The 17,456-nt window shown below is 62.0% G+C and carries 19 protein-coding genes and 1 tRNA gene; 8 read left to right on the top strand and 12 right to left on the bottom strand.

Annotation, left to right across the window (positions count from 1 at the left end; genetic code table 11):
* Positions 1-12 precede the first annotated feature (12 nt).
* Together C444_RS05640 and C444_RS05645 are read right to left on the bottom strand one after the other, a co-directional pair.
* Complete coding sequence (locus C444_RS05640; protein WP_004591519.1) at positions 13-663, bottom strand: hypothetical protein; 651 nt, start codon at positions 661-663, stop codon at positions 13-15.
* Positions 664-711: 48 nt separating this feature from the next.
* Positions 712-948 (bottom strand): DUF7576 family protein, encoded by a 237-nt coding sequence (locus C444_RS05645; protein ID WP_004591520.1) that lies wholly within the window; start codon positions 946-948, stop codon positions 712-714.
* A gap of 94 nt (positions 949-1,042) precedes the next feature.
* On the opposite strand from C444_RS05645, the gene C444_RS05650 reads away from it, so the two are divergent.
* On the top strand, positions 1,043-1,294 hold the full coding sequence (locus C444_RS05650; protein ID WP_004591521.1) for a hypothetical protein: 252 nt from the start codon (positions 1,043-1,045) through the stop codon (positions 1,292-1,294).
* A gap of 25 nt (positions 1,295-1,319) precedes the next feature.
* Here the strand turns inward: C444_RS05650 and C444_RS05655 are convergent, their stop codons facing one another.
* The 4 genes from C444_RS05655 to C444_RS05670 form a co-directional block, all read right to left on the bottom strand.
* Positions 1,320-2,018 carry an SDR family NAD(P)-dependent oxidoreductase gene (locus C444_RS05655; protein ID WP_004591522.1) on the bottom strand — a complete coding sequence of 233 codons (699 nt, stop codon included), beginning with the start codon at positions 2,016-2,018 and terminating at the stop codon, positions 1,320-1,322.
* Positions 2,019-2,123: 105 nt separating this feature from the next.
* Complete coding sequence (locus tag C444_RS05660) at positions 2,124-2,369, bottom strand: hypothetical protein (RefSeq protein WP_004591524.1); 246 nt, start codon at positions 2,367-2,369, stop codon at positions 2,124-2,126.
* A 213-nt stretch (positions 2,370-2,582) separates the two neighbouring features.
* Positions 2,583-2,993, bottom strand: a complete 411-nt coding sequence (locus C444_RS05665; RefSeq protein WP_049909230.1) for a hypothetical protein — start codon at positions 2,991-2,993, stop codon at positions 2,583-2,585.
* Between the two features lie 33 nt (positions 2,994-3,026).
* Positions 3,027-3,464 carry a pyridoxamine 5'-phosphate oxidase family protein gene (locus tag C444_RS05670; protein WP_004591528.1) on the bottom strand — a complete coding sequence of 146 codons (438 nt, stop codon included), beginning with the start codon at positions 3,462-3,464 and terminating at the stop codon, positions 3,027-3,029.
* Between the two features lie 190 nt (positions 3,465-3,654).
* Here C444_RS05670 and C444_RS05675 point away from each other — a divergent pair, with 190 nt between their 5' ends.
* Complete coding sequence (locus C444_RS05675) at positions 3,655-4,245, top strand: HalX domain-containing protein (RefSeq protein ID WP_004591530.1); 591 nt, start codon at positions 3,655-3,657, stop codon at positions 4,243-4,245.
* Between the two features lie 195 nt (positions 4,246-4,440).
* Here C444_RS05675 and C444_RS05680 read toward each other — a convergent pair.
* Positions 4,441-4,585: transfer RNA gene (locus C444_RS05680), tRNA-Met, on the bottom strand.
* A 145-nt stretch (positions 4,586-4,730) separates the two neighbouring features.
* On the opposite strand from C444_RS05680, the gene C444_RS05685 reads away from it, so the two are divergent.
* Positions 4,731-5,741 carry a DUF7115 domain-containing protein gene (locus tag C444_RS05685; protein ID WP_004591532.1) on the top strand — a complete coding sequence of 337 codons (1,011 nt, stop codon included), beginning with the start codon at positions 4,731-4,733 and terminating at the stop codon, positions 5,739-5,741.
* A gap of 166 nt (positions 5,742-5,907) precedes the next feature.
* Here the strand turns inward: C444_RS05685 and C444_RS05690 are convergent, their stop codons facing one another.
* A complete protein-coding gene (locus C444_RS05690) occupies positions 5,908-6,273 on the bottom strand; it encodes a DUF5830 family protein (protein ID WP_004591534.1) in 366 nt (121 codons plus the stop codon).
* 75 nt (positions 6,274-6,348) lie between these two features.
* Here C444_RS05690 and C444_RS05695 point away from each other — a divergent pair, with 75 nt between their 5' ends.
* Positions 6,349-7,008, top strand: coding sequence for a TVP38/TMEM64 family protein (locus tag C444_RS05695; RefSeq protein WP_004591536.1), 660 nt, complete (start codon positions 6,349-6,351; stop codon positions 7,006-7,008).
* On the opposite strand, the gene C444_RS05700 is transcribed toward C444_RS05695, so the two are convergent.
* On the bottom strand, positions 6,986-9,520 hold the full coding sequence (locus C444_RS05700; protein ID WP_004591538.1) for a PAS domain S-box protein: 2,535 nt from the start codon (positions 9,518-9,520) through the stop codon (positions 6,986-6,988). The genes C444_RS05695 and C444_RS05700 overlap by 23 nt on opposite strands.
* 46 nt (positions 9,521-9,566) lie before the next feature.
* A complete protein-coding gene (locus C444_RS22910; RefSeq protein WP_004591539.1) occupies positions 9,567-9,689 on the bottom strand; it encodes an HVO_2523 family zinc finger protein in 123 nt (40 codons plus the stop codon).
* Positions 9,690-9,794: 105 nt separating this feature from the next.
* Here C444_RS22910 and C444_RS05705 point away from each other — a divergent pair, with 105 nt between their 5' ends.
* Positions 9,795-11,315 (top strand): sulfite oxidase, encoded by a 1,521-nt coding sequence (locus C444_RS05705; RefSeq protein WP_004591540.1) that lies wholly within the window; start codon positions 9,795-9,797, stop codon positions 11,313-11,315.
* Between the two features lie 43 nt (positions 11,316-11,358).
* Complete coding sequence (locus C444_RS05710) at positions 11,359-11,649, top strand: DUF7526 family protein (protein WP_004591541.1); 291 nt, start codon at positions 11,359-11,361, stop codon at positions 11,647-11,649.
* 61 nt (positions 11,650-11,710) lie between these two features.
* Here the strand turns inward: C444_RS05710 and C444_RS21680 are convergent, their stop codons facing one another.
* Complete coding sequence (locus C444_RS21680) at positions 11,711-12,079, bottom strand: hypothetical protein (RefSeq protein WP_152420767.1); 369 nt, start codon at positions 12,077-12,079, stop codon at positions 11,711-11,713.
* Positions 12,080-12,410: 331 nt separating this feature from the next.
* Positions 12,411-15,524 carry an adenosylcobalamin-dependent ribonucleoside-diphosphate reductase gene (locus C444_RS05715; protein ID WP_004591542.1) on the bottom strand — a complete coding sequence of 1,038 codons (3,114 nt, stop codon included), beginning with the start codon at positions 15,522-15,524 and terminating at the stop codon, positions 12,411-12,413.
* 575 nt (positions 15,525-16,099) lie between these two features.
* Here C444_RS05715 and C444_RS05720 point away from each other — a divergent pair.
* Complete coding sequence (locus C444_RS05720; RefSeq protein ID WP_004591543.1) at positions 16,100-16,669, top strand: J domain-containing protein; 570 nt, start codon at positions 16,100-16,102, stop codon at positions 16,667-16,669.
* Between the two features lie 37 nt (positions 16,670-16,706).
* Complete coding sequence (locus C444_RS05725) at positions 16,707-17,390, top strand: phosphoglycolate phosphatase (protein ID WP_004591544.1); 684 nt, start codon at positions 16,707-16,709, stop codon at positions 17,388-17,390.
* Positions 17,391-17,456 lie beyond the last annotated feature (66 nt).

The following is a 17,456-nucleotide window of genomic DNA, read 5'->3' on the forward strand; positions in this document are numbered from 1 at the left end:
TCTCCTGACCCTTCACAGCCCGTACGGGTCGTACTCGGGCCTGCTGTCCGCGTCGGCAGAGAGGTCGTATCGCTCCCGGAATTCCGTGAGTAGTTCGCCAGCGTCAGCGGTGAACAGCACGGCGACACCGTACGGTCGGGCGTACGAGTCAGCATCGGGCGGATCAGGGTCGATAAAAATAGCGTCAGTCGGTGGCTCGCCGATACCGGGGAGTTCGGTCAGCAGTGATTCCATCGGCACGAGGCCAGTGAGTACGCTCGGGACAAAGGTACCGCCGGGCAGCGGTGCGCGCGGCTGAACGAAACACTCCGCGACCGGCTCGCCGTCCTCTTCGAGCATGGTGCTTGCCGGGCGTTCGAGCCCAGGCTCCCAGAGTTCCGCCGCCACTTCCGGGACATCGGCGTCAACGGCGAAGTCCATCGCGACGCCGTCCAGTCGCTCGAACGACAGTAGCGACCAGGCCTCATCCGAATCGTCGGGGTCGCCGCCCAGCGTCGCCTCGACGAGGTCACCTGTCCGGAGGCCGTCGACTGCCGGCTGTCGCTCGCCATAGCCGGACTGGTACACGGTGTAGAGCCGCGTTGCATCGGTGTCGAATAGATTGATGTGCGGGACCGCATCGACGACGCGGTAGACCCTGAACACGCCCGTACGCTCGTCCATATTCCCCCGATGCGCTCCATCGTCAAGACTCCGCGGACTCACCGGCGCTCAGGCAGCCGTCATGAGCTTGAGCCACTCGGTCAGGCAGTCGTCGCTACAGTGGTGGTGACGCTGTCGGTCGCCGTTCGTGTCCAGAACACCGACGACGAGATGCCAGTCGTCGGCGTAGACGTGGCCGCCACAGACCACGCAATCGCGCACCGTCTCGTCGTCCGCCCGTTTCCCGACGGACACCGTTTCGACGTAGTAGGTCCCTCCGAGGGCATACGGCGTTTCCAGTTCCATCAGCGCAGTCTGAGGACTACACACCACTAAATGGCGGGGGCAAACCGACCGGTTCGACACAACACGGAGGTAGCCTCGGCTCCAAGCAACAGGTATGAGCCGATCCACAGACCTCAAGGAGCCGGACCCGGAACAGCTTCGCTTGGCCGTCGAACGACTGCTCGACGAGACGGTCGACCGCGACGAGTCGCTCCACATCGCTGCCGACGACGTGGCGGTCTCCGTGCCGATGAGGTTCGGCTCGGACGCCCCGCAGGCGACGTGGCGGTTCGACGGCGACGTGACGATATCAGTCGACGGTGTTCGGGGGCCGCTCAGGGAGTGGGTCGCCCTCCACGAAGAGTAGTCGCGGACAGCGGAGTCGAACTGAATCAGAACTCCTCGACGTGGGGGCGGAGGTCGAGTTCCAGCGTCCACGCCGAGCGGTCCTGTTCGACGAGGTGCCAGTACGACTGTGCGATCTCGTCGGGATCAAGATACGACTGGGCGTCGCGGTCGGCTGTGTCCGCGGTGTCTGGTGGAAGAATCTGGCCGTCGATGATGACGTGAGCGACGTGGATGCCTTCGGGACCGAGTTCCCGCGCCATCGACTCGGCCATCCCGCGAACGGCGAACTTGGCGGCGCTAAACCCGACTGCGCCGTCGCGGCCCCGAACAGCGGATGTCGCACCGGTGAAGATGATCGTCCCGCCGTCGCCGGCCAGCATGTCGTCGACGGCCTCCTGCGAACAGGCCAGCCCGCCTGCTGGACCGACGGCGAGCGCGCGCTGGAACTCGTCGTGTGTAATCTCTTGCGTGCCTTTCCACGCGCCGCCGCTGGCGTGGTTCACGAGGACGTCGACGGGACCGAATTCGTCTCGGACCTGCTCGAAGCCTGCCGCGACCTGGTCTGGGCTGGTGATATCAGTCTGTACTGCAAGCGCGTCGTCGCCGAGGGTTGCCGACAGTGACTCCAGATACGACGCCGACCGGGCGAACAGGCCGACCTGACAACCTTCGTCGATGAACGTTCTGGCCAGTGACTCCCCGAGGCCCGGACCGACGCCTGCGATGACCGCTGTCCGTGACATATGCACACGAACGACGACCGGATGGATGAAAGTATGGTCACAGCGGCGGTTCGGAGTGGAGGGCCGCAATATCCACGGGTATGCCTGGAGTCACAGGGTTCCGTGTCAGTCATCTCCGCTGTATGCGTGGCCGATACGCAGCGTCACGGCGTTGAAGACGACGAGCGCGGCAAACGCGATCCGCGTCGCCCCGGAGTTCAGGCCGGTAATCAGTAGCGGGAGATATAAAAACGGGAGCGCAATCGCTGTCCAGAACGCGATACCTCGAACGGCGGAGACGAGCGACTCGTCGAACTCCGGTACGGACTCATCAAACTGGGCGAGTAATTCGTATGTGGACGAACTTGACATAGGGGGGACCTATCCACGGCTTCTACTGGAGATAGCTTATAACCGCTAGAGGTTTCCGCCCGTTTCGCTTCGTTTCACGCATAGCGGCCCCTAGTCGTTCATTTTATTACCGGATGAGCGAGTCTTAGACGTTTTATCGGCGGTGTAGTTTTGGTATGATACGGTATAGCACTCCCAGTCGCGATGACACCTCCGGTGGACGTGTACAACCGATTATGCGCCTAGTAGTGACACAGTTACGTCGTGTCCTGTGTCGCTTAGTGTCGTGCTATCGACGACGTGGTCCGGAAGCGACTCCCGCCACTCGGCAAGTCGCTGCTCGTGATAGGTCCGATGGCGCTCCAGCGAGTATGTCGCATCGTCGTCAGCCCGAAGTTCGTCAGCGGTGTCATCGGGCGTCGGATACGGCGGTACATCCGTGGTCAGCAGCGAGCCAGGCTCGATGTGAATCGTGTCATCGTCGTCGTCGGGCTGAACAACGTGGAGACGCGCCCGCATCCGGCCGCTGAACGGTGGTGTGACGCGTAACACGGTCTCTGATCCGTCTGCAGTCGCTTCAATGGCCGCAACGAGGTCAGTGGCGCTTATCGCGATTGATTTGATGTCTGTCGGGTCAGTGTCCATAGCTGAGTCTGTGTGTTCCATTGGTTCAGGCAGTTACATCCGGTTGCTGTAGTCCCAGGTGTGGAGTCGGTCCGGCGTAATCGTGATCTGTATCTCACGGCGGTCAGGTGCAAGCAGTCGTTCGGCCAGCGGTGAGTCAGTGCCGCCGAGATACCGGTGCAACAAGTCGGTGAGTACCGTCTTGTCCTCGTCCGTTGTCATCGTCGCTGTGCCATTGCCTCTGACGCCGCGGTACGGCGGCTCGTTCGTCGAGACTTCGAACGAGACGTGGGCGTCGTAGTCGAGGTAGTCGATAACGGCCGCGTCTGCCCCGGTCGCACACTCGAAGGCACCGTCAACGAATCGGTACCAGAGCGAGAGCATCCAGGGTTTGTCTGCCGGAGTTCGGCACCCGAGACGGAGTGGCACAGTTTCGGTGCTGAGAAACTGTTCCATCTCCTCGTTCGTCCACGGTCCGGAGACGGTCACCATACACGCAACGTACGGTCGCCGCTCTGTTAACATCTCTGGCATGAGTCACTGCTTTGTGACAGTACCCCTCGAAAAAGTCAACAGACCAACTGCAGTGTTCTCAGAATCGATAATATGCTGGGTACCTTTATTTTGCTGTTCGGGAAAGTCACCCTGAGAGCAGTACGTGGGTCGACAGGAGGAACAACAAGTGCAAAAGCGTGTTGAGACGGAGGAGGCAACGGTTCTCGTCGTCGACGATGAGCAAGATATCGCGGATCTGTATTCGACGTGGCTGCTGACCGCACACAACGTTCGGACCGCACACAGCGGGACGGAAGCGCTCCAGGTAGTCGATGCGTCGGTCGACGTCGTCTTTCTGGACCGGCAGATGCCCGATATGAGCGGTGACGAGGTTCTCGATACCATCGCAGAACGGGGTATCGACCCGGCAGTGGTGATGGTGACGGCCGTCGATCCGGACTTCGACATCGTCGAGATGCCCTTCGACGAGTACCTGACTAAGCCGGTCAACCGCGAGGACCTCCTGGACATTGTCTCGGAGATGCTCGTCCGGACCACGTACGACGATCAGGTACAGGAGTACTTCGCCGTGGCCTCGAAGAAAGCGACGCTGGAAACGCAGAAGAACACCGCACAACTGGAAGCCAACGACGAGTACCGGACTGTCAGCGAGCGACTCGAAGAACTCCGCGAGACAGCTGATTCCACGGCCGCAGAGATCGACGACTTCGAAGCCGTGTTTCAGGAGTTCCCTGGCGGCGGCCTCTCGTCTGACTGATCGCTGGCGATGCTTCTCCTGTGAAACTATCGTCTAAGTCTCCAAACAGTCGCGACAAACGCGACGGCGTTCGGGGACGACTCAGCAAGGATGCCGTCTGCTCGCTCGAGGCAACACTGCTCGGGCTAGTCGCGTGCTGTTTGTCCAGTACAGGCCAGTGATACTGCTGGCTGCTGGTCGATGTGATCTGGAAAATGCCCGGGGAGGGCTCCGAACCCTCGATCTCCGCATGGCCCAGGTCTGGGGCGTGACGAGCGCCCCGGGGTCATGACGGGTGCACTGCCGCATGAGTCGAGAGACCCTATGAGTGCGGCGCTATGTCCAGCTAAGCCACCCGGGCGCGGGTGCATTCAGCCGTTGGCCGTTAGCCGTCTTGAAGGTTCTCATCTCTGCCGGGACTGTGGCACAGTCCCACGCTGTGTCTGCCTGATAGGCGCTGATAATCGACCCGCGGATTTAAGCCACCACGCAGGTATGCAGGCAGTATGGAGATACCAGACCTCGTCCAGCAGGAACTCGGGGACGAGGAGATCCGGGGCGGTGTCAACCTCGGCGACGAAGACGCGGCCTGTTTCACACCGACCCGGACGCTCGTCTACCGCGGTGAGGGCCTTCTCAGCGACGAGAAGGTCGCCAGCTATCCGCACGACTTCGAACGGCTCACGGTTTCGGAAGGCCGCCGCAAGACCAAGTTCTCGCTCATCTACACCAGCGAGAAGCTCGAACTGTCTGTTCCCGGGAGCCGTAGCGACGCCGTCCTCGAACGGCTGCTCGAAGGGAAGCTCACTGTCTCGGGCGGTATCGCCCCAGACGAGAGTCTCGCCGGCGTGTTCCGGTTCAGCGAACTCACACTGGTCGTTACCGACCGCCAGTTGCTCAAGCACATCGGTAACGTCACCTGGGACGCCGACTACGAGGCGTTCTCCTTCGACGACGTGACCGGCTTGGAGTTCGAGGAGGGGAGCGTCGCTACAGCTGTCGTCCTCTCGTTTAACGAGCGGCCAGAGCGCATCAAAGCGCCGTCTGAGCAGGCACCGATGGTCCGGAAAACACTCGAAGAGGCCCTCTTCCCGTACCACGAGGTCGGTTCGCTCGCTGAGCTCAATGCCAAGGTTGGGGCCAGTGCCGAGAAGAATGCCGACGAAGCCGGCAACGGTCTCGGCCTCGAATCCGGTATCGACCCGCTTGTGAGCAACGACGAGCAGGGCGGTGACGGTTCCGAAGGTGACTCCGCAAGCGCCGGTACGCAGGCCACGCCCGCAACGACCACTGAGCAGGGAACCACCGCCGAAGCGACAGCGGATTCCCAACCCAGCGATACATCCGGCATTGACACCGACCCGGTCGAGCCGGACACCTCGGCAGACCCCGACATCGCTGAACTCGAAGCACAGGTCGCTGAACTGGCCGCTGCTGTCGAGGCCCAGAACGAACAGCTCCAGAAGCAGGAGCGGACCATCAAACAGCTCATCAAGGAACTCCGCCAGGGCCGCTGAGCCGTCTGGTTTTGACTTCACTCGTGTGTTTGGGGGCGTTTGTCTAACGTCGTGACCGCGGCTACGACCTCGCTGCCACCAGGGCCGCTCTGCTATTGCGCTGCTCACGGCTCCTTCCGTCGCTGTTCGCATCAACGAGGGCCGCTCACTCCGTTCGCTCCCGTCGCTACTCTCGCCCTAACACTTTCCGAATGCACGTCGACCCGAACGGGCCCAGTTCACCGCCGTCGAACTGGACGAAGTGGCCCGTACTGATAGCCGCGCCACAGCGCTGACACGAGAACTCGCCCTCGCGGACGACCACGTCGCTGTCGAAGTTCACGTACGACCCCTGTGACCGCGGACGGACGACGCCGTTCTCGCGTTCGATGAGCCCGCGCATCACTGCGGTGTCGAGTATCTCGCGCTGGACCTGTGGGTTGGTCGTCACCGTCTCGATGCGGTCGAGCGCGTCGGCGACGGACAGCTCCCCGTGTTCCAGATGGGCAAGCAGTTCGACGCCGAGTTCGACCGGGTCTCGCGTCTCGGACACAATCGCCGTTTCAACCCCGAGTACCCTAAAAGATACCACAAAGCGTTTGTCGATTGCTACCGCTCAATTGGGTAGATGGACCGCCTCGCGAAGCGACAGCTGGTCGGGACTGCCGGGCTGGTGGTAGTCGTCGCTATCGCGACAACACTGCTCACCCCCGAACGAGTGGTGGCCCAAACGACGCATCTCGCCGACCACCCTGTCTACCTCGCGGGCGTCATCGTCGGGCTGTATCTCATCCGACCCTTCTTCGCATGGCCGACGATGCCGCTATCCGCGTTCGTCGGGTTCGTCCTCGGCATCAAATACGGCTTCCCGGTCGCGTTGATGGGGGCACTTGTCACCTGCCTCATCCCCTACCGGTTCGCGCTCCGGGCCGGCGAACAGGGCGGGATGTTCGGCTGGCTGGGGGACTCCGGCCGGCGGATTATCGAGGTAACAGGTGAGACGCGGGGTGTCCTCGCGGCGCGGCTCTCACCGGTGCCCGCGGACCCTGTCTCCTATGGGGCCGGGTTCGCCCGCGTCTCGCCACGTTCGTTCGCTGTCGGGACGTTCCTCGGTGAGATTCCGTGGGTCGCGGTCGAGGTCACCGCGGGTGCGTCGCTCCGGTCGTTGACGCTCACTGGCCTCACTATCGATGCGCTCCCGCACGTCCTGCTGTTCTCCGCGGCGCTGGCCGTACTGGTGCTTGCGGGGCCGGCTTACCGTCACGTCAACACTCCGAACTCGTCGTGAACTCGAACCGCGTGCCGCCGCCTTCGCTCTCTGTCACTGACACAGACCAGCCGTGGGCCTGTGCGATCTCAGCGACGATTGCCAGCCCGAACCCGGTTCCGGTGGTACTTGTGGTGTAGCCGCGCTCGAACACGTCGTCTCGCTCTTCCGGCGGGATACCGACGCCGTTGTCGGCGACGTAAAACCCGCTGTCCGTTGTACCGACGGAGACAGTGACCGGGGCTGCGCTGTCCGCACAACGTCCGTGTTCCACACTGTTCCGGAACAGGTTCTCGAACACCGTACGGAGCCGTGCCGCGTCGGCTTCGACCGTCGCAGTCCCGTCCTTTTCGAGCGTGGCCTCGCCGGTTTCGACATCGATCCAGGCCTGGCTTGCGAGGGAAACGAGGTCGATCATCGTCGTCTCGCCGACCGTATCGCCCTGTCTGGCAAGCGTCAACAGATCGTTGATGAGTTCGTCCATCCGGTCGGCTGCGGACTCCGCCGCCTCGAGGTGTGATACGTCACCCGACGTCCGGGCGACCGATATCCGCCCTTTGACCACGTTCAGCGGGTTTCGAAGGTCGTGGCTGACGACAGATGCGAACTCCGCGAGCTGTTGCTCTCTCTCTTTCCGGTCGCTGATATCGCGGATGACGCCCGCTGTACCGTTGAACTCCTCATCGGCGGCCGGAAGCAACGCAATGTGGATCTCGATAGGGGTGTGCTCCCCGTTCTGGTCGACGATATCCGTTTCGAAGGTCACGTTCTGCCGGGTCGGGTCAGACAGCATGGTCCGGATGAGGTCACTGCCGCGGTTGATGTCCTCGCCGGCCATGATTGTGGAGATGTGCTCGCCGACGAGTTCGTCGGGTTCGAACCCCGTCAGTCGCTCTATTGCCTCGTTCACGTAGGTGAACACGCCCTCGTCATCGAGGGTGTACACCGGGTCGCCGACGGCCTCGATGATCGTCTCGTAGCGTTCGAGCTCCCGTTCGCGCTGCTTGCGCTCCGTCGTCTCCCGCATCACGCCGACTGTGCCGTCGAAGTTCCCGTCCTCGTCGAACAGCGGTGCGACCCTGTCCTCGTTGATACGGACTGTCCCGTCAGCGGCTATCGTCCGCATCTCGTAGGCCGCCCACGTCCGATTATCGTCGTCAATCAGGTCACGAATGAGTGCTGTCCCTCTCTCGACGTCTCCCTCGGGCATGAACCGGGACGGCTCCGAGTCAATGATTTCCGAGCGGTCGTACCCCAGATGGACGGCCATCGCCTCGTTCACCATCTCTATCGTCCCGGTCCTATCGAGGACGTACATCGGGTCCCCAACGTTTTCGACCAGCGTCCGATACTCCTTGAGCTCCCGTTCCCGGCGCTTCCGCTCAGTGATGTCTCGGCCGATACCGGCAATCCCGAACATGTCACCGCGCTCGTCCTCGATGAGCGATCCCTTGAATTCATACTGAAGCCGCTCACCGTCAGCCGTCTCAACACCTGCCTCGATAGTACCATACCCGGTTTCTAGCGTCTCCTCGAATATCCGCCATAATTTATCGTGGTCGGAATCCGCGATGAGTGCTTCAATGCCCATCGACGCTAACTCCTCGTTTGTGTAGCCGGTCACCGACTGGACGGTGTCATTCCATCGGACTAAACTGCCGTCGGGGCCGACGACGTAGAACATATCGTCGACGGAGTCGATGAGCTTCTCGGTGAACGCCCGCTGGTTCGCGAGTTCCCGCTCGCGCTCCTCGCGCGCGGTTACGTCCGTGATGAACCCCTCAAGGATTTCGACGCCGTCGTCATCAGTGCCGACGACACGCCCGCGCTCCCACATCCAGCGGGTCTCACCGTCGGCCGTCTCAATCTGGTAGGAGACTTCGAACGGTTCGTCGGCGGCGATACAGGTCTGGACCGTCTCCCAGAGACGCTCCGTCTCGGATTCCTTGATCAGCGTGCCCCAGGAGACCTCGCCGCTCTCGATTGCCGCCGAACTGTAGCCGATTAGCTCCGCTGCACCGTCGCTGACGAACTGCATCGGCCACTCGGGTTCGTTCCGCGCGCGGTACACCATTCCCGGGAGGTTCGAAATGAGCGTCGACAGCATCCGCTCGGACTCTTCGAGCGCTGATTTAGCCCGCCGCTCCCCCACGGCCCGTTCGATACGATTGGCGAGCACCGCGTACTGGTCCGTTCCGACCCCCTTCTGAAGGTATTCCGTGACGCCGGCAGAGATCGCATCGCTTGCGATTTCCTCGTTTCCTTTGCCAGTAAAGAGAATAAACGGGAGTTCCTCGTACTCTTCGCGGACGACCTTCAGAAATTCGAGCCCGTCCATACCCGGCATGTCGTGATCGCTGACGACACAGTCAAACGCCTGTTCGGACAATCGCTCTAACCCGTCGGCCGCACTTCGCTCGGTACAGACAGAGATATCGCCATGCGTTTGCTCCAGATGGACCGCAACGAGGTCGCCGAGGTCGGGGTCGTCGTCGACATGCAACACCGAAATCTCTTCCCCGTGACCACTCATACCACCCAATTCGTGGTTCCACGGTAATAAACCCGTGGGCGTCTCGTCAGTAGAACGTGTCAGCGCAGTCGTACACGACGCCGTGTTCCGGACAGACGTACTTGCAGTGTCGGTGGTACATCGCCCGCTCACAGAGCGGACAGGGCCGACCGCCAGGCTGCTCGTCCATGATTCCGTAGAACAGCCCCGCTCGCTTGTGTCTTCCGGAGTTTCGGAACGGAATCTGGGTGAAATTGGAACAATCCCTTTTGCCGGGTAGACCCTCAGCTTATCCATGACTGACGACCTTCTCGATTCGCCCGGCGGCCGGCTGCTGGTCAGCGCCGTCGCAGCCATCGCCGGCCTGGCCGGCTCCTACGCGGTCACTGGCTACGCACCCACGTTCATCGCCTCACCTATCGAACGGACGCTCGCGCGGTCGATGCCCGGCATCGTCGTCTCGACCGCTATTTCGACGGTCGGCAGCCTCGGTCAGCAACTCAATCTCCTGCTCGCGATTGGCCTCGCGGGGCTGTTCATCGCGCTGGCTGCCAGAGCGGCCATCCTCACCGGCCAACTGGCGAACAACCGTGCCCTCCCGGTCGTCGGAACGGCTGTCGTAACCTGGGCTGTCAGTGTCGTTCTCACCGGCGAGGTCGTCCTCGCCGCCGGACCGGCGGTGTCCGCTGCCGCCGTCGTCGGAGTTGCACAGACCCTTGACGGGCTCAGCGGCTCGGTGTCACCGATATCCTCGAAACGACGGCGGGCGCTCTCGACGGTCGGTGTGGCTGTTGGGGCGGCAACGGTCGGCTACACGGTTGGCAACCGACGATCAGTCGCCGCGACTGGGGACGGTGCGCCGGCACTCGCTGCCCCGGGAGCTGACCTCGCCGACGTCGAGGAAAAACTCGCCGTCGCGACCGACTACTCCCTGCAGCTCGACGACATCGATCCGCTGGTCAGCGAGCGCTTCTACGAGGTCGACATCAACTCCATCGACCCGGAGCTGTCGGCCGACGACTGGTCGCTCTCTATCACCGGTGCTGTCGAGGAAGAGATCACGCTGGACTACGAGGACCTCCAGCAGATGGACGCCGAAAACCGGTTCGTTACGCTCCGCTGCGTCGGCGAGAGTCTGAACGGACACAAGACGGACACCGCGCTGTGGACCGGCGTTCCCGTCGACAGTCTGCTCGAAGAAGCCGGCGTACAGAGCGGCTGTGAGTGCGTGATGCTCCGGGCCGACGACGACTACTACGAGGAGTTCCCCATCGACGCGTTGCGGGGCGGGATGCTCGCCTACGGTATGAACGGGAAGATCCTTCCGCGCGGCCACGGCTACCCCGTCCGGGCGCTGGTCCCCGGCCACTGGGGCGAGGTCAACGTCAAGTGGCTCTCGGAGATCGAAGTCCTCGACGAGGAAGCCGACGGCTACTGGGAGAAACGCGGCTGGCAGGGGACCGGGCCGGTGAATCCGGTCGCCAAGCTCCACCACGAATCGATGCTTTCCGACGGCCGCCGCCGAATCGGTGGCCACGCCTACGCCGGCCTGCACGGCGTCCAGCGCGTCGAAGTCTCTACCGACGACGGCGAGACGTGGGCGGACGCAACGCTCTCGGACCAGCTGCCGGCAGCCGACGGCGACGGCCCCGCCGAGGACGCGTGGCGACAGTGGGAGTACACCTACGACCCGCCCTCGGACGGTCATACGGTCGTCGTCCGGATGGTCGACCAGCGCGGCGAGACGCAGCCCGCGGACGAGACCGACTCGTATCCCAGCGGGGCCTCTGGCTGGGTGTCCAAACAGTACTCATAGTGCAAAGCGAGCGGCACATACCGCTGTAGTCGCTACCGTGCGTATGGACGAGACGATTGCGGGCGAGGTAATCCACGTCGTCCCGCCGGCCGACCACGAGGACTACGACTTCGAGCCCAAGATGGCGTCGCTCGCTGAGTCACGCTACGTCATCGTCTGCCGTAAGGGCGGGAAGCCGTCGTGGCTCGAACGGATAGTGGCATTTCTCCGCCGCCAGCCCATCGAGCCGGTCACGCTCGTCGCAGATTCGGCGGCCGAGGAAGGAACAGAAGTCACCGCGGCCGTCGAGGAAACGACGATTACCGGCGTGTACGACGTGACGGAATTCCGGTAGCGGACGCTGCGGATAGCGATACTAAAGCCCCTATAGAATTATAAAACTGAGTGTCATTTATTCAGCAAGGGGTGATTTCGTCTCCTTTAAGTCTCATTATATTCGGACCATCAATTAGATAGAGAGCCTTTGATTCGTAATCTGCTTCTAATTCTTTAGTTGAGTAGTGATACGGGACGTTTGCCTCAACATATTTTCCACGATTTGTCTCATTTATTATTTTAGCATATTTGGTTCCAGTTTGCCCGCCAGGTGCACCACTTGCACAAGAAGCATTTTGTAGCTGATTAAAAACATAATCCTCTTCAGCGGATAGTGCTCGCTTTTTTGCACTGTCATTTAGCACTACTTGAGGAGTTTGCTCATCGGTTGTTGCATCCTCATGTGAAGGCTCAGTTGATGTTATGATCTCAGAACTATTCGGAGACACACAACCCGCACCAACCAGACATAGGATAAGTGCTGCCAGAAAGACTGATCGTGAGAAGTTCATTACAGTTTAGTTAGTATTATCAAGTGAATACTTTGTGTTCCAACTCATATAGGCCCATATACCGAGTGGACACTCTTGCCGGAACCATTGAGAAAGAGCGGATAATGTTGATCAATAGCCCTTTGATGATTTAATCAGTATATCATCTGTATTGACCATCTATCAATAACCGACACGGGGTTTGCGAATAATTCTATGACACGCTGTTACTAGAAAAGAAACGGCGTCAATCGCGGTGAAAGTCGACTCCGTGTGTCACACGACTACGTCAGCACTCGGACCAGCCACAGGACTCGCAGGTCTTGCAACCCTCTGAGTAGTACAGCGACAGCGAGCCACAGTCAGGACACTCCGGGCTTTCGCCGGCGTCGATGATGTCCTGCTGGTCGCCGCTCGCGTCGGCGGCGGCCGCACCGCCGTCGGTCTGCGTCTGTGTGGCAGCCTCGCTCTCTCTCTCGGCGGTTTCTCCGGCTTTCTCGGCCGTCTCCTCCAGCGTGGTCTGGTCGGGGTAGGCCTTGTCGACGTCGCCGTCGAGGTAGCGACGGAGAGCCGTGCCGATGGCGTCCGGGATGGACTGGATCTGCTCGCCCTTGTCCCAAGCGACCTTCGGCGACCGGATGCCCTGCAGTTCGTCGGCGATTTCCTCTGGGTCGACGCCCGAGCGGAGTGCCGTCGAGATAGTCTTGGCCAGCGCCTCAGTGAAGGAGGCGGTGAAGCCGCCGGAGTTGCCGATGTTGGCGAACAGCTCGAACGGCCGGTCGGCCTCGGGGTCCTCGTTGATATTGACGTAGAGCTTCCCGTAGCCGGTGTCGATGCGCTGTGTGACGCCGTGGAGCACGTCCGGTCGGGTCTGCTTCTCGGCGTAGTCGGCATCCCCGTCGGCGACACCCAGCACCTGCTGGATGGAGTCGTCGATGGCGGCCTGAACGGCCTCGTCTTCGAGGAAGCCCTCGATGCCGCCGAAGACCTCCTCGATCTGGGCGACGATCTCGTCGGCGTCCATGTCCGAGAACTCCGTGTTCTGGGCGCGCGTGGTCAGCACCTGCTTGCTGCGGGTGCCGTCGCGGTAGTAGGTGACGCCCTTGCCGCCGTGGTCGTAGATGTACTCGAACACTTCGGCGGCGTCCTCGGTCGTGGAGTCGTTCGGGGCGTTGACCGTCTTCGAGATGGCGGAGTCGACGCCCTCCTGACAGGCGACCTGGATGCCCGCGTGCTGCTTCGCGGAGAGGTCGCCCGTCGTGACGAACAGTTCGCCGATGGCGTCGGGCACGGTCGTCAGCCCGTCGACGCCGTCGAACTCGTTGTTGGCCATCTGCTCCTGGGCCTCCTGTTTGACGGCCTCGACGTCGATGTCGTTGTCCTCCAGCGCGCGGAGGAAGTAGTCGTCGAACTCCACGAGCATCTCGTCGCCCTGCACGTCGTCGGAGACGTTCTTGTAGTAAGCGACGTTGTAGATCGGTTCGCACCCGCCGGTCGTGTTGCCGATCATCGAGGTTGTCCCGGTCGGGGCGATGGTCGTGGTGTTGTGGTTCCGGATCGGGTAGCCGTCCGCCCAGTCCTCGGCGTCCTCGCCGGTCTGCTTCTCGAACCAGTCGGAGTAATCCGTCGGGTTCGCGTACTTGGAGTTCTCCCACTCGGAGAAGACACCGCGTTCCTCGGCGAGTTCGTGGCTCGTGGCCTTGGACCCGTGGTTGATGTGGCGCATCGTCTGGCGGGCGATTTCGTTGGCTTCCTCGGTCCCATAGGCGACGCCCAGTTGGATGTACAGCTGGGCCAGGCCCATGATACCGAGCCCGATCTTGCGCATCTCCCGGACTTTCTGCTCGATCTTCTCGACCGGGAAGTCGGACATCGTAACGACATTTTCGAGGAAGCGGGTGCCGAGTTCGATGCGTCGGTCGAACTCGTCCCAGTCGATGGCGTCCTCGAGGAACGCGTCGATAGCGGCTTCCGTCGAGTCATACTCGTCGGCGTGGGCCTCCGACCAGACGCGCCAGTCTGGGGCGTTCGTGGCGGCCAGCGTCGAGAGGTTGATGTGTCCGAGGTTGCAGGCCTCGTACTCCTCGAGTGGCTGTTCGCCACACGGGTTCGTCGCGAGAATCTCGTGGTCGGGATGCTCCTCGACGTCGAAGGAGTGCTGCTTGTTCACCCGTTCGAGGTAGATGACGCCGGGCTCGCCGTTTTCGTGAGCGCCCTCGACGATGTCATCCCAGAGTTCCTCGGCCGGAATCGAGAGTTCCTCTCCGACCTCAACGTGTTCGCCGAGGCCGAACATGTCGTACAGTTCCTTCGTCTCCTCGGTGACGATGTGGGCCTCACCCGTTCGCGGGTTCGTGAAGGTGAATTCCTCACCGGCCTTCAGCGCCTCCATGAAGTCGTCGGTGACGCCGACGGAGATGTTAAAGTTCGACAGGTGACCCTCGACGGCGTTCCGGAGGTGCTTTGGCACCTTTCCGTCGTCGTCGATGAGTTCTCGTGCTTCCTCCAGCGCTTCGGCGAAGGAGTTGTGTGTGAAGTCGTCGGGATCGTTCAGGCGCAGCGTCTCGGCCAGCGAGACGTCCTTGTTCTTGGCGTGGATGAATTGGATGACGTCCGGATGGGAGACGCGCATGACGCCCATCTGGGCCCCGCGGCGGGCCCCACCCTGTGCGATGGTCTCGCACATCTGGTCGTAGGTCCGCATGAACGTGATCGGCCCGGAGGCGATGCCGCCGGTCGAGCCGACGGGGTCGCCGTACGGGCGGAGCTTCCAGAACGCGTAGCCCATGCCACCGCCGGACTGGAAGACCTGGGCGGCCTCCTTTGCAGTCTGGTGGATGTCGTCGATGTCGTCGCCCGGCGAGTCGACGAAACAGGCCGAAAGCTGCTGGAGTTCGTCGCCGGCGTTCATCAGCGTCGGCGAGTTCGGCATAAAGGAGAGCTGCTCCATCTGCTCTTGGAAGGCGTCGGCGGTCGATTCGACGTGCTCGCGGACGCCGTCGGGCAGTTCCGGTACGACCGTCTCGTAGGCGAACTTGTTGACGTTGTAGACAGAGAGTTCGGTCTCGACGTCGTCGTCGACAGACGTCCCCTTGCCGAACACCTCGTCGGCGAGCTCGTCACGGCGCGGGTGATCGGGCTTCAGCTGGTCGGGCGAGACGGAGACGTCGACACCCTGCTTGTCGGCCTCGAAGACGGCCTCGGCGAGCGCGATGTTCTTCGCGACACGGTCGAAGAGGTCTTCGGGTTCCTCGATGAGGTCACCGTTGGCGTCCTTCCGGAGGTAGCGAGCCGGGAGGATATTGTGGTAGGCGTTGCCTGTGAGTCGCTCTTCGATAGTGTCACCGTCGGTACGTTTTATCGGCAGCGTGATCTCGTCAGCGGAAAGGTCGCTGTTACTCATCGCCCGCTCCTCCTCCCGACAGCGGCCGTCTGTCGGTCGATACCCCTCGTCGTAGCTACCCGTGATCCTGTCATTTCTGGCGGCGAATACGTATTCATCGATAGCGTTTAATCCTTCTTGTCTGCGATTCCGCGGCGACCGTAGCAATCTCCGGAGTCACAGCTACGGTGCTCGACGAACTGTGCTGGTGACGCGTGAAACGATAGCCGCGTACAACGGGATAGATGCCGTCGATTCTCCTTAATACTGTCCAGACCGGGGTGAAAGTGAAACCCGGACCCTGTGAACCGCCGGACGCGGGTGAGATATCCAGTGGAAACCGGCGGGGGTTTTCGAGTGGAAATATACACTCACTAACAGTGTGTAGGGAGTTAGTACCGCTTCGTCAGACGTATCGCCGTAGTGCGGTTTTGACGGAACTTGACTGTCAGCCCGTGCGGTGTCGGTACAGCGTGCTGTCGTGTCGTTCTGGCCCCGGTGTGACCGGAGCAGTCTCCCCGCAATTGAGTCCGGTCTACAGACCGATTGGTGCGAGAGGCGGGACCCTTACGGGCCTGTAGACCGAAGGGAACCGCGTGCAGTACGATGGGCTCACCAAAGGAATCGCAGTGGTTTTTGGAGGCCTGACAGTCGTCCTGACGGCGGTGGGCCTCGTAATCAATCCTGCGGTGCTCTTTCTGGCGCTCATGTTCGGGGTGTCGACGTATTTCATGTACTACCACGTCAGCGGGAAGATGGCCGCGAACCTCTACGAGCGGGTCGAGCGACAGGCGGCACAGAACACGGGGAACGCCCGTCGCGGTGGGTTTGGCGCTGGCCCACGTGAGGAGTGGGAACCGCCGCGGGACGGCCGCCGAGCGCGTCGTTCACAGGCAACTCAGGGCAGCCAACGCCGCCGGCAGGGACGACAGCGACAGCGACGCCAGACAGCGGCCGGTCGGCAACGTCAACAACCCGTTCAGTCGTCGGGGCCGAGTCCGGCAGAGGCCTACCGGCGGCTGGGTCTGGACCCGGATGCCGACCAGAGTACGATCAAGCGGGCCTATCGGGAGAAAGTCAAGGAAGTCCACCCCGATACCGACAGCGGAAGCGAAGCGGAGTTCAAGCAGGTACAAGCGGCCTACGAGACGCTGACCGACGACTGACCGCAATCCCCATATGTGGTGCTCCGAACCCGGACGTATGGACAACGACACGCCGCCGCTTATCGTCGATATCGACGGGACGCTGACTGACGAGAACCGCGCAATTGACCACCGAGTCATGCCAGTCCTCCGCGAGTGGCCCGCACACGTCGTCATCGCGACTGGGAAGGCGATGCCGTTCCCGATTGCGCTCTGTGAGTTCCTCGGCATCGAGCGGACGGTCGTCGCCGAGAACGGCGGCGTGGTGTTCGTCGAAGCCACTGATGAACTCAGACTGGAAGGTGATCACGAGGCGACGTTGGCGGTCGGCGAGGCCTACCGCGATTTGGGCCACGACCTCGGCTTCGGACAGATCGACCTGGCGAACCGGTGGCGAGAGACAGAGCTCGTCGTGTCGCTCGACCAGCCGCTCGAACCGCTGGAAGAACTGGCCGCCGAGCACGGACTCGTCGTCCTCGACACCGGCTTCGCCTACCACGTGACGGACCCGGTCGTCGACAAAGGCACCGGCCTCGAATCGGTGTGTGCAGAGTTGGACTTGGAGCCGGAAGCCTTCCTGGCAGTCGGCGACTCGGTGAACGACGCGCAGATGTTCGACCTGGCCGGGGAGGCCGTGGCCGTCGCTAATGCCGACGAGACGGCGCTCGAACGGGCCGACCGGGTGACCGATGCGACCTACGGCGACGGCTTTCTCGAAGCGGTCGCGCCGTACCGGGACTGACGGGCGCGTGACCGAGGGGAGACCAGTCGCTACAGGATAGGCGAACAGGTGACGCCATCGAACCGG

This window comes from Haloarcula japonica DSM 6131 (assembly GCF_000336635.1).
In the GTDB taxonomy this organism is placed as follows: Archaea; Halobacteriota; Halobacteria; order Halobacteriales; family Haloarculaceae; genus Haloarcula; species Haloarcula japonica.

Bases quoted from the DNA above. Each gene is read 5' to 3' on its own strand.
- C444_RS05710 (WP_004591541.1), top strand. From the start codon at position 11,359: ATGGACGAGACGATTGCGGGCGAGGTAATCCACGTCGTCCCGCCGGCC.
- C444_RS05725 (WP_004591544.1), top strand. From the start codon at position 16,707: ATGGACAACGACACGCCGCCGCTTATCGTCGATATCGACGGGACGCTG.
- C444_RS05660 (WP_004591524.1), bottom strand. From the start codon at position 2,369: ATGTCAAGTTCGTCCACATACGAATTACTCGCCCAGTTTGATGAGTCC.
- C444_RS05640 (WP_004591519.1), bottom strand. From the start codon at position 663: ATGGACGAGCGTACGGGCGTGTTCAGGGTCTACCGCGTCGTCGATGCG.
- C444_RS05645 (WP_004591520.1), bottom strand. From the start codon at position 948: ATGGAACTGGAAACGCCGTATGCCCTCGGAGGGACCTACTACGTCGAA.
- C444_RS05655 (WP_004591522.1), bottom strand. From the start codon at position 2,018: ATGTCACGGACAGCGGTCATCGCAGGCGTCGGTCCGGGCCTCGGGGAG.
- C444_RS05700 (WP_004591538.1), bottom strand. From the start codon at position 9,520: ATGAGTGGTCACGGGGAAGAGATTTCGGTGTTGCATGTCGACGACGAC.
- C444_RS22910 (WP_004591539.1), bottom strand. From the start codon at position 9,689: ATGGACGAGCAGCCTGGCGGTCGGCCCTGTCCGCTCTGTGAGCGGGCG.
- C444_RS05685 (WP_004591532.1), top strand. From the start codon at position 4,731: ATGGAGATACCAGACCTCGTCCAGCAGGAACTCGGGGACGAGGAGATC.
- C444_RS05670 (WP_004591528.1), bottom strand. From the start codon at position 3,464: ATGGTGACCGTCTCCGGACCGTGGACGAACGAGGAGATGGAACAGTTT.
- C444_RS05665 (WP_049909230.1), bottom strand. From the start codon at position 2,993: ATGGACACTGACCCGACAGACATCAAATCAATCGCGATAAGCGCCACT.
- C444_RS05650 (WP_004591521.1), top strand. From the start codon at position 1,043: ATGAGCCGATCCACAGACCTCAAGGAGCCGGACCCGGAACAGCTTCGC.
- C444_RS05695 (WP_004591536.1), top strand. From the start codon at position 6,349: ATGGACCGCCTCGCGAAGCGACAGCTGGTCGGGACTGCCGGGCTGGTG.
- C444_RS05705 (WP_004591540.1), top strand. From the start codon at position 9,795: ATGACTGACGACCTTCTCGATTCGCCCGGCGGCCGGCTGCTGGTCAGC.
- C444_RS05715 (WP_004591542.1), bottom strand. From the start codon at position 15,524: ATGAGTAACAGCGACCTTTCCGCTGACGAGATCACGCTGCCGATAAAA.